This window comes from Escherichia sp. MOD1-EC4550 (assembly GCF_963876935.1).
Classification (GTDB): Bacteria; Pseudomonadota; Gammaproteobacteria; order Enterobacterales; family Enterobacteriaceae; genus Escherichia; species Escherichia coli_F.
Window position 1 is genome coordinate 21,894 of record NZ_CAWNSE010000021.1, and the last position, 9,384, is coordinate 31,277.

Sequence of the window (9,384 nt, forward strand, 5' to 3'; positions counted from 1 at the left end):
ACTACTGATAGCGATTCACCAGATCTTTAACCACTGCTGCGTACGTTTTCTGCTTAAGTTGTGAAATCTGCTGTTCTGCCACATCAAGGCTGTCAGAATTTTTATTCCCTATCTGCGGAAAAATCACTTTCGATTCATAATTCACAGGCGACCAGGTAGCCCACTCACCTGTAGCCACATCCACCAGCGTGAATCGAACCAAATAACGCAGTGACATCGTGTCAGTCAATTTTTGATTTTTATAATCTGACCAAACTATTGATTTCAATCCAGAGTCATATTTTCCTGTCTGCAACGTATCCTGGAAAACAATAATCGCTTTCTGATGGCCTTTTGCCGCAACAAAACGTAATGCCTGCATCCAGTTCATATTTTCGGCATCTACAACATCCAGACTTTCATCTTTGTTTTTGTCTTTATTACAAGTTACAGGTTTTTGCCTGTCAGGAATGCCAGAAAATGTGGCAACTGTATAATATTTTCTCATCTCCTCCTGCATAATGGTTTCCGGTGCGCGACTGCCAGACTGAACAAGTATAACGGGAGAATTAAGAGGCACACGAAACTCATCTCCTTCAAGCGCAGCTTGAATATCCTCCTCGGATACAGCCAGTGTGGTTTCATTACCATATAAATCTTTGTCTGTTAGTTGCTGGGGAACGTTTTTATTAATAGAACTTTGTGCGGTTTGAGTTTTTTTCTTTTTTTCATCAATAGGAGATTCAGAGGCACATCCTGCAAGCAGCGAGAATAATACACATATACAACAAACCCTTCTTAAATTCATAATCGGACACTCCCTCGCCTGTCATAATCATGGTAATGTTTAGCTAACGATTTTTAATTATATACTCCACTTGAATCAGAACAAACAAAAATAACAGCAAATATAAATTCATTAAATCAATAGAAAAATGAAAATCATAACATGCAAATATATTTAAATTGAATGATTCGATAGTATGATTAAATATTAATGATATGGTCTACCATATGTGATTAACACATTTACAGCATAACAAAATCATAGACCGAAGAAATAGCGTGATTTAAATGCAAAAAACCGCAAAATTAAAAATCTTGCGGTTCTCTGAACCTCATTTTCATGAGGTGAATTTGGCGGAACGGACGGGACTCGAACCCGCGACCCCCTGCGTGACAGGCAGGTATTCTAACCGACTGAACTACCGCTCCGCGTTTTGTTCCGTTGGGAACGAGGCGAATATTACGGATTGCCTCACCCTTCGTCAACGGTTTTTCTCATCTTTTGAATCGTTTGCTGCAAAAATCGCCCAAGTCGCTATTTTTAGCGCCTTTTACAGGTATTTATGCCCGCCAGAGGCAGCTTCCGCCCTTTTTCTGCACCAGATCGAGACGGGCTTCATGTGCCGCAAGCTCTTCATCTGTCGCAAAAACAACGCGTAACTTACTTGCCTGACGCACAATGCGCTGAATTGTTGTTTCACCTTGTTGCTGTTGTGTCTCTCCTTCCATCGCAAAAGCCATCGACGTTTGACCACCAGTCATCGCCAGATAAACTTCCGCAAGGATCTGGGCATCGAGTAATGCCCCGTGCAGCGTTCGTTTACTGTTATCTATTTCGTAGCGGGCACATAACGCATCGAGGCTGTTGCGCTTACCGGGAAACATTTTCCTCGCCACCGCAAGGCTATCGGTGACCTTACAGAAGGTATTGGTCTTCGGAATATCGCGCTTAAGCAACGAAAACTCGTAGTCCATAAAGCCGATATCGAACGCTGCGTTATGGATCACCAACTCAGCGCCGCGAATATAGTCCATGAACTCATCGGCTACCTCGGCAAATGTGGGCTTATCGAGCAAAAACTCATCGGCAATACCATGTACGCCAAAGGCTTCTGGATCCACCAGCCGATCGGGTTTGAGATAAACGTGAAAGTTATTGCCCGTCAGGCGACGGTTCACCACTTCAACGGCACCAATCTCAATGATCTTGTGGCCTTCATAGTGCGCACCAATCTGGTTCATACCGGTGGTTTCGGTATCGAGAACGATCTGGCGTGTAATTGCAGTGCTCATAGCGGTCATTTATGTCAGACTTGTCGTTTTACAGTTCGATTCAATTACAGGAAGTCTACCAGAGATGCTTAAACAGGTAGAAATTTTCACCGATGGTTCGTGTCTGGGTAATCCTGGACCCGGGGGTTACGGCGCTATTTTACGCTATCGCGGACGCGAGAAAACCTTTAGCGCTGGCTACACCCGCACCACCAACAACCGTATGGAGTTGATGGCCGCTATTGTCGCGCTGGAGGCGTTAAAAGAACATTGCGAAGTCATTTTGAGTACCGACAGCCAGTATGTCCGCCAGGGGATCACTCAGTGGATCCATAACTGGAAAAAACGTGGCTGGAAAACAGCAGACAAAAAACCAGTAAAAAATGTCGATCTCTGGCAACGTCTTGATGCTGCATTGGGGCAGCATCAAATCAAATGGGAATGGGTTAAAGGCCATGCCGGACACCCGGAAAACGAACGCTGTGATGAACTGGCTCGTGCTGCGGCGATGAATCCCACACTGGAAGATACAGGCTATCAAGTCGAAGTTTAAGCCTGTGGTTTACGACATTGCCGGGTGGCACCAACCGCCTGGCGAATTCGTGGCTTGTTTTTACTCTGTTTCATCGGATTTAGTGTTAAAGGAATAGTCCGTTTCCGGGCAACGATAAGTTGTAAGCAACCAAGCGCAGGAATATGCGCATTCAATAGTTTTCCACCATGTTTGTTCCACGGGAGAACGTGGAAACGGCTGGCGTGCAGCACTTCAAAATTCAACAAAGAGAGCCAGTCCAGTTGCCGCATCAGAGTAAACATCCGGCTGTTATAGGGCGAGTTTTTTCGCAATACCGGCACAAGTTTGCGCAATCCCATTAAACTGATGGGATTAAAGCCACTAATGATCAGCCAGCCATCATCAATCAATACCCGATCGGTTTCACGCAATAAACGATGCGGATCGGTGCACCACGGCAATGTATGTGCCAGTAGACAAACATCAACGGATTTATCGGCAAAAGGAAGATGAAGTGGGTCCGCCTGCACCTGGACGGGCATTCCTTGCGCAGAAACATTCACTTGATGAGAAACCGCGCACGCTTCGCAATTGATTTCTGCGCTTAAATTGCCAATCTTAAGCAGATGAAAACCATACATTTTAGTGAACCACGGGTTGAGCTGGCGCTCCAGCGCCTTGCGATAAAGCTCTCCCCAGGGCAAATCGCCCCAGCAATCAGGAGCCACGACAGTTTGAGGAACTCTTGCCGGTTTCATCACAACCTTCCGTTTCACACTGAGAGGTAATCTATGAATCTTAACAGTATTCCCGCCTTTGATGACAATTACATCTGGGTTTTGAATGATGAAGCAGGTCGCTGCCTGATTGTCGATCCCGGAGACGCAGAGCCAGTATTAAACGCCATTGCCGCCAATAACTGGCAACCGGAGGCCATATTTCTCACCCACCATCACCACGATCACGTTGGCGGCGTAAAAGAACTGGTGAAAAAGTTTCCGCAAATTGTGGTGTATGGTCCACAAGAGACACAAGATAAGGGAACAACACAGGTAGTCAAAGATGGCGAAACTGCCTTCGTTTTGGGGCATGAATTTAGTGTAATTGCCACACCGGGTCACACTTTAGGACATATCTGTTACTTCAGTAAACCTTATCTATTTTGCGGCGACACGCTGTTTTCTGGTGGGTGTGGTCGGTTGTTTGAAGGGACACCATTACAAATGTATCAATCACTTAAAAAGTTAAGTGCGTTACCTGACGATACATTGGTATGTTGTGCTCATGAATATACGTTATCAAATATGAAGTTTGCTTTGAGTATTCTTCCGCACGATTTGTCCATAAATGATTATTATCGTAAAGTTAAGGAGTTACGGGCAAAAAATCAAATAACACTACCCGTAATTCTGAAAAATGAGCGGCAAATTAATGTTTTTTTAAGAACGGAAGATATTGATTTAATTAATGTAATTAATGAAGAAACATTATTGCAACAACCTGAAGAGCGTTTTGCATGGTTAAGGTCAAAGAAAGATAGGTTCTGATAAAACTTTCTTGTCATCGGCTCCGTTCGCCGTTATGATCGGTCGTCTTTTAAGCAACTATTGACACACACATGAAGGCAAAAGCGATATTACTCGCCTCTGTCCTGCTCGTGGGTTGCCAGAGTACCGGCAACGTTCAACAGCACGCACAGAGCCTTTCTGCAGCTGGTCAAGGGGAAGCAGCAAAGTTTACAAGTCAGGCACGATGGATGGACGATGGGACGTCTATCGCGCCAGATGGTGACTTGTGGGCTTTCATTGGCGACGAGCTAAAGATGGGAATTCCGGAAAACGACCGGATTCGCGAACAGAAACAGAAATATTTACGCAATAAGAGCTATCTCCACGATGTAACTTTACGGGCAGAGCCGTATATGTACTGGATAGCCGGGCAAGTTAAAAAACGTAACATGCCTATGGAACTGGTACTACTACCCATAGTGGAGAGCGCTTTTGATCCTCACGCGACGTCTGGCGCCAATGCCGCAGGTATTTGGCAGATCATTCCGAGCACGGGGCGCAATTATGGTTTGAAACAGACCCGCAATTATGACGCGCGTCGCGATGTTGTTGCTTCAACGACTGCCGCGCTGAACATGATGCAGCGTCTGAACAAGATGTTTGACGGCGACTGGCTTCTGACCGTAGCGGCTTATAACAGCGGCGAAGGTCGGGTCATGAAGGCAATTAAAACGAACAAAGCGCGTGGGAAATCCACGGACTTCTGGTCATTACCATTGCCGCAGGAAACGAAGCAATACGTGCCTAAAATGCTGGCATTGAGTGATATTCTCAAAAACAGCAAGCGTTATGGTGTACGTCTGCCAACGACTGATGAAAGCCGTGCTCTGGCGCGTGTGCACCTGAGCAGCCCGGTTGAAATGGCGAAGGTTGCAGATATGGCGGGAATTTCCGTCAGCAAGCTGAAGACATTCAACGCTGGCGTGAAAGGCTCCACGCTGGGCGCAAGTGGCCCACAGTACGTGATGGTGCCAAAGAAGCATGCAGATCAACTGCGTGAATCTCTGGCTTCTGGCGAAATTGCTGCCGTACAGTCGACACTGGTTGCCGACAATACGCCGCTTAACAGCCGTGTTTACACCGTACGCTCTGGCGACACGCTTTCAAGCATCGCTTCACGTCTCGGCGTAAGCACCAAAGATTTGCAGCAGTGGAACAAACTGCGGGGATCTAAGCTGAAAGCAGGCCAAAGTTTGACGATTGGCGCAGGTAGTAGCGCACAGCGGTTGGCAAACAACAGCGATAGCATTACGTATCGTGTACGCAAAGGCGATTCGCTTTCAAGCATTGCTAAACGCCACGGCGTGAACATCAAAGATGTGATGCGCTGGAACAGCGACACTGCGAATCTGCAACCAGGCGATAAGCTGACGTTGTTTGTGAAAAACAACAACATGCCAGATTCCTGACAAACCAGATAATAAAAAGGCACCGATTCCCCCGGTGCCTTTTTTATTTATGCTGCTTTATGTGCTTCTACCATGATGATATCACTGGTGAAAGAGCCATCATTCTGCAAGGCAAAATACGTTTTCACCTCTGTCGATGCGCTCTGTTGGTAAACGCGAATAGCGTCTACTAACGTTTCTGGCGTACGCATTCTCGCGACCCATGAAGAAAATTCCAGCGGTAACTTATCTGTAATTAAATTATCAACTATCAGATTGGCTTCATTGATTAACGCCAACCACTCACCGCAGGCGTAATTACGCACATGTGATGTATCGCGTAACGCTTCTACCGTCTGTAACCAGATATCACGTACCGGATGTCCTGGCGACATGACGTCCATCACAATCAGCATACCGCCGGGCTTCAATACCCGATTCACTTCGCGCAGTGCTGCGCCGACATCATGCCAGTGATGGGCAGAATAACGGCTGATAACAATATCAAAGGCGTTATCGGCAAATGGCAGACTTTCGGCATATCCCTGGCGGGTGGTGATATTTTTCAGTTGCCGGGCTTCGGCAGCTTGTGCCACGACATCCAGCATTTGGGCAGATAAGTCATACGCCACCACAGCCTGAACGTTTTGCGCAGCAACAAAGCTGACATGACCGGCTCCGCAGCCCATATCAAGTACACTTGCATCAGGATAATCAGCCAGACGCACCACCAGGCGCTGTAAATCTCGCCCGGATGCATGTACGGTACTGGTTAAATACTCACTGGCCTGCGAGCTAAACTGCTTTTCTACGTGGTCATGGTGGGATTGTGTTGTCATTGCGCTGTCCTTTTATTATTTGATTAAAAAGGGCAGCGCCAAACGTTGGTCTGCCCTGTGGCAGACCTGACATACCTTATTTATCAGGCTTGCCGGGACTGAATTCAACGAGTAGCGGATTGTGATCGGAAGCGCGCGTAACCAGTACAGAAGCTTCGCTGACGTTCAGACCACGGTAGAAAACAAAATCGAGCGGGCGACCAAACGCCCGACGGCGCTGATCATCGGTAAAACGCACCTGGCGCAGCGACATTTCCCGCGCAAAGCGATATAACGCGTTCATCCTTCTACGGCTCCAGGCATTGAAATCTCCTGCCATAATGACCGGGCCGCTGTGGTGAGCTATCTGATCACCAATAGGAAGTAACTGCTTACTATAGACATCCACGCCCAGACTGAAGTTGACGGCGTGTATATTAACCACCATCAACAGGCGGGTGTCAGGTAATGGATAGACCGTCACCAGTGCCGACTTCGCCAGACGCAAAATGGGTTCTCGTTCACGTAACGGGCAGCAATACACTGGATGCGCCGCCGAAAGGGTCATTACGCCAGAAGGATGTTGTGGCAGTACGAAAGCGGGTACCTGATCGGCGGCAAGATAGTTAGCGGTCGCAAACTGTACTAACTCTGGCGTTGTCTGCGCTTCCTGCAATAACACCAGATGTGCGTCTTTGCCGTAATTCTTTAATACCGACAACCATTCAGCGCGTTGCTGTTTGTATATGTTCCACACCAGGATCCGAATACGCTCTTCGGTACTTAACGGTTCTCCGGGTGGTAATGCCTGGCCGATGCTCGCAAAAGACCCCGGCGGTAAGATCCTCTCCGCAGGTTGTCCGGCAACATAGCGCATGGCATAGGTGTTTTTTCGCACTTTTGACTTTGAAACCTCTATTACGTCAACCCTTCCGCACTCGGGAGGGTTCTACTGTTATAGGGATTTTAGCTCACTCTTTCAACGAGCAATTGTATATTGTTATGTAAGCAAGTGCTTACACCGGTCAGAATTTTGCTCATTGTTGAGAACATTAAATCGGATGACATATCACGTATCCTGATGGTTTAATGACAAATAAATTCAAAATATCTCTTCTATTTTGCAACAGGAGCAAAAATGAAAGCCACGTCGGAAGAACTCGCCATTTTTGTTTCGGTCGTAGAAAGCGGCAGCTTTAGCCGGGCAGCGGAACAATTAGGGCAAGCAAACTCAGCGGTAAGCCGGGCAGTGAAAAAGCTGGAGATGAAACTTGGCGTTAGCCTGCTTAATCGGACCACGCGACAACTTAGCCTGACGGAAGAAGGCGAGCGTTATTTTCGTCGCGTACAGTCAATTTTGCAGGAGATGGCAGCGGCAGAATCAGAAATTATGGAGACGCGTAATACACCGCGTGGACTGTTGCGCATCGATGCCGCAACTCCAGTGGTGCTGCACTTTCTGATGCCGTTGATTAAGCCTTTCCGTGAACGCTATCCGGAAGTCACTTTATCACTAGTCTCCTCCGAAACGATTATTAATTTGATCGAAAGAAAAGTGGATGTCGCGATACGCGCCGGTACGTTAACGGATTCCAGCTTACGTGCCAGGCCGTTATTTAACAGTTATCGAAAAATTATAGCCTCCCCCGATTATATTTCCCGCTATGGGAAGCCAGAAACGCTCGACGATTTAAAGCAACATGTTTGCCTGGGATTCACTGAACCCGCTTCCCTCAATACCTGGCCGATAGCCTGTAGTGATGGACAATTACATGAGGTAAAGTACGGTTTGTCATCCAATAGTGGGGAAATACTGAAACAGCTTTGCCTGAGTGGCAACGGGATTGCGTGTTTGTCCGACTACATGATCGACAGAGAAATCGCTCGCGGAGAATTGGTGGAGTTAATGGCAGATAAAGTGTTGCCAGTGGAAATGCCATTCAGTGCAGTCTATTACAGCGACCGTGCGGTAAGTACGCGCATCCGGGCTTTTATCGATTTCCTTAGCGAGCATGTAAAAACAGCTCCCAGAGGAGCTGTCAGAGAGGCTTAATCCCATTCAGGAGCCAGACCTTCCGGGCTAACCAGGCGGTCGTTGCAATCCAGCGCGGCGATCGCTTTTTTATCTTCGGCATCAAGCTGTAAATTTTGTGCCTTAAGATTACTCTCCAGGTTTTCACGTCTAGTAGAAGAAGGAATTACCGAGTAACCTTCCCCCATAGCCCACGCCAGAATCACTTGTGCCGGAGTCGCATTGTGTTTAGCTGCGATACGAGCAATAACCTCATTTTTCAGTGCCTTACCATAAGCCAGCGTCATATAGGAAGTAATATGGATGCCGTGCTGTTTAGCCCAATCAACCACTTTACGGTTTTGCAGATAAGGAGAGAGTTCAATCTGGTTAGTAGCGATGTTTTCAGCGCCAACAGCAGCAATCGCTTTTTCCATCAATGGGATCGTGAAGTTGGAAATACCGATCTCACGCGTCAGACCTTGTTTTTTCGCTTCCAGCAGCGCCTGCATAAACTCTTCAACAGAGACTTCATCGTTTGGTGACGGCCAGTGGATTAGCGTCAGATCAACATAATCGGTACGCAATTTTTGCAGGCTCTCTTTCAGACTTGGGGTCAATTTATCTTTGCTGAGATTTTCAATCCAGATTTTAGTGGTGATGTAGAGTTCATTACGTGGCACGCCACTTTCTGCAATCGCCTGACCTACTGCGGCTTCGTTATCATAGATTTGTGCGGTATCAATTGCGCGATAACCAAGTTCAAGCGCCGTTTTCACAGATGAAATAACAACGTCGTCTTTCAGACGAAAAGTACCTAAACCAAATGCAGGGATAGCCATAATATGCCTCTTTTAATGCTATGTTCGTTAACTGAGATGATTATGGACTTTAGACTGTTGCGGGAAAAGGGCGTAAAACGCAGAGGATTTTTGCGATTTTGGCAATAATAGAAATACAGACGAAAAAAAAACCTCGAGCGTTAACTCGAGGCTTCTTAATAAGTGGCGGAACGGACGGGACTCGAACCCGCGACCCCCTGCGTGAC

10 protein-coding genes and 1 tRNA gene are annotated in these 9,384 nt (G+C 47.0%); 4 read left to right on the forward strand and 7 right to left on the reverse strand.

Features of this window, described 5'->3' with window-relative positions; genetic code table 11:
- Position 1 precedes the first annotated feature (1 nt).
- The 3 genes from AACU19_RS15885 to dnaQ form a co-directional block, all read right to left on the reverse strand.
- Entirely contained in the window at positions 2 to 787 is a 786-nt protein-coding gene (locus tag AACU19_RS15885) for a hypothetical protein (protein ID WP_001053624.1), read from the reverse strand.
- A gap of 330 nt (positions 788 to 1,117) precedes the next feature.
- A tRNA-Asp gene (locus tag AACU19_RS15890) sits at positions 1,118 to 1,194 on the reverse strand.
- A gap of 132 nt (positions 1,195 to 1,326) precedes the next feature.
- Positions 1,327 to 2,058: a DNA polymerase III subunit epsilon gene (gene dnaQ / locus AACU19_RS15895; RefSeq protein WP_001308374.1), complete on the reverse strand. Its 732-nt coding sequence runs from the start codon at positions 2,056 to 2,058 to the stop codon at positions 1,327 to 1,329.
- A gap of 64 nt (positions 2,059 to 2,122) precedes the next feature.
- On the opposite strand from dnaQ, the gene rnhA reads away from it, so the two are divergent.
- Entirely contained in the window at positions 2,123 to 2,590 is a 468-nt protein-coding gene (rnhA, locus tag AACU19_RS15900) for a ribonuclease HI (protein ID WP_000917883.1), read from the forward strand.
- On the opposite strand, the gene AACU19_RS15905 is transcribed toward rnhA, so the two are convergent.
- Positions 2,587 to 3,309, reverse strand: coding sequence for a class I SAM-dependent methyltransferase (locus tag AACU19_RS15905; protein WP_105279179.1), 723 nt, complete (start codon positions 3,307 to 3,309; stop codon positions 2,587 to 2,589). The genes rnhA and AACU19_RS15905 overlap by 4 nt on opposite strands.
- A gap of 33 nt (positions 3,310 to 3,342) precedes the next feature.
- Here AACU19_RS15905 and gloB point away from each other — a divergent pair, with 33 nt between their 5' ends.
- Together gloB and mltD are read left to right on the forward strand one after the other, a co-directional pair.
- The gene (gene gloB / locus AACU19_RS15910; RefSeq protein WP_105279180.1) at positions 3,343 to 4,098 is read left to right on the forward strand and encodes a hydroxyacylglutathione hydrolase; all 756 of its coding nucleotides are present in this window, start codon (positions 3,343 to 3,345) and stop codon (positions 4,096 to 4,098) included.
- Positions 4,099 to 4,169: 71 nt separating this feature from the next.
- Positions 4,170 to 5,528: a murein transglycosylase D gene (gene mltD, locus AACU19_RS15915; protein WP_000644684.1), complete on the forward strand. Its 1,359-nt coding sequence runs from the start codon at positions 4,170 to 4,172 to the stop codon at positions 5,526 to 5,528.
- A gap of 47 nt (positions 5,529 to 5,575) precedes the next feature.
- Here the strand turns inward: mltD and AACU19_RS15920 are convergent, their stop codons facing one another.
- Both AACU19_RS15920 and AACU19_RS15925 read right to left on the reverse strand, forming a co-directional pair.
- Positions 5,576 to 6,346: a class I SAM-dependent methyltransferase gene (locus AACU19_RS15920; protein ID WP_105279181.1), complete on the reverse strand. Its 771-nt coding sequence runs from the start codon at positions 6,344 to 6,346 to the stop codon at positions 5,576 to 5,578.
- A gap of 76 nt (positions 6,347 to 6,422) precedes the next feature.
- Complete coding sequence (locus AACU19_RS15925) at positions 6,423 to 7,223, reverse strand: endonuclease/exonuclease/phosphatase family protein (RefSeq protein WP_001230983.1); 801 nt, start codon at positions 7,221 to 7,223, stop codon at positions 6,423 to 6,425.
- Positions 7,224 to 7,463: 240 nt separating this feature from the next.
- Here AACU19_RS15925 and yafC point away from each other — a divergent pair, with 240 nt between their 5' ends.
- Complete coding sequence (gene yafC / locus AACU19_RS15930) at positions 7,464 to 8,378, forward strand: DNA-binding transcriptional regulator YafC (protein WP_105279182.1); 915 nt, start codon at positions 7,464 to 7,466, stop codon at positions 8,376 to 8,378.
- On the opposite strand, the gene dkgB is transcribed toward yafC, so the two are convergent.
- Complete coding sequence (gene dkgB, locus AACU19_RS15935) at positions 8,375 to 9,178, reverse strand: 2,5-didehydrogluconate reductase DkgB (protein ID WP_088542378.1); 804 nt, start codon at positions 9,176 to 9,178, stop codon at positions 8,375 to 8,377. The genes yafC and dkgB overlap by 4 nt on opposite strands.
- Positions 9,179 to 9,384 lie beyond the last annotated feature (206 nt).

Coding starts and splice junctions, on each gene's coding strand:
- AACU19_RS15885 (WP_001053624.1), bottom strand. CDS start 787: ATGAATTTAAGAAGGGTTTGTTGTATATGTGTATTATTCTCGCTGCTT.
- dnaQ (WP_001308374.1), bottom strand. CDS start 2,058: ATGAGCACTGCAATTACACGCCAGATCGTTCTCGATACCGAAACCACC.
- rnhA (WP_000917883.1), top strand. CDS start 2,123: ATGCTTAAACAGGTAGAAATTTTCACCGATGGTTCGTGTCTGGGTAAT.
- AACU19_RS15905 (WP_105279179.1), bottom strand. CDS start 3,309: ATGAAACCGGCAAGAGTTCCTCAAACTGTCGTGGCTCCTGATTGCTGG.
- gloB (WP_105279180.1), top strand. CDS start 3,343: ATGAATCTTAACAGTATTCCCGCCTTTGATGACAATTACATCTGGGTT.
- mltD (WP_000644684.1), top strand. CDS start 4,170: ATGAAGGCAAAAGCGATATTACTCGCCTCTGTCCTGCTCGTGGGTTGC.
- AACU19_RS15920 (WP_105279181.1), bottom strand. CDS start 6,346: ATGACAACACAATCCCACCATGACCACGTAGAAAAGCAGTTTAGCTCG.
- yafC (WP_105279182.1), top strand. CDS start 7,464: ATGAAAGCCACGTCGGAAGAACTCGCCATTTTTGTTTCGGTCGTAGAA.
- dkgB (WP_088542378.1), bottom strand. CDS start 9,178: ATGGCTATCCCTGCATTTGGTTTAGGTACTTTTCGTCTGAAAGACGAC.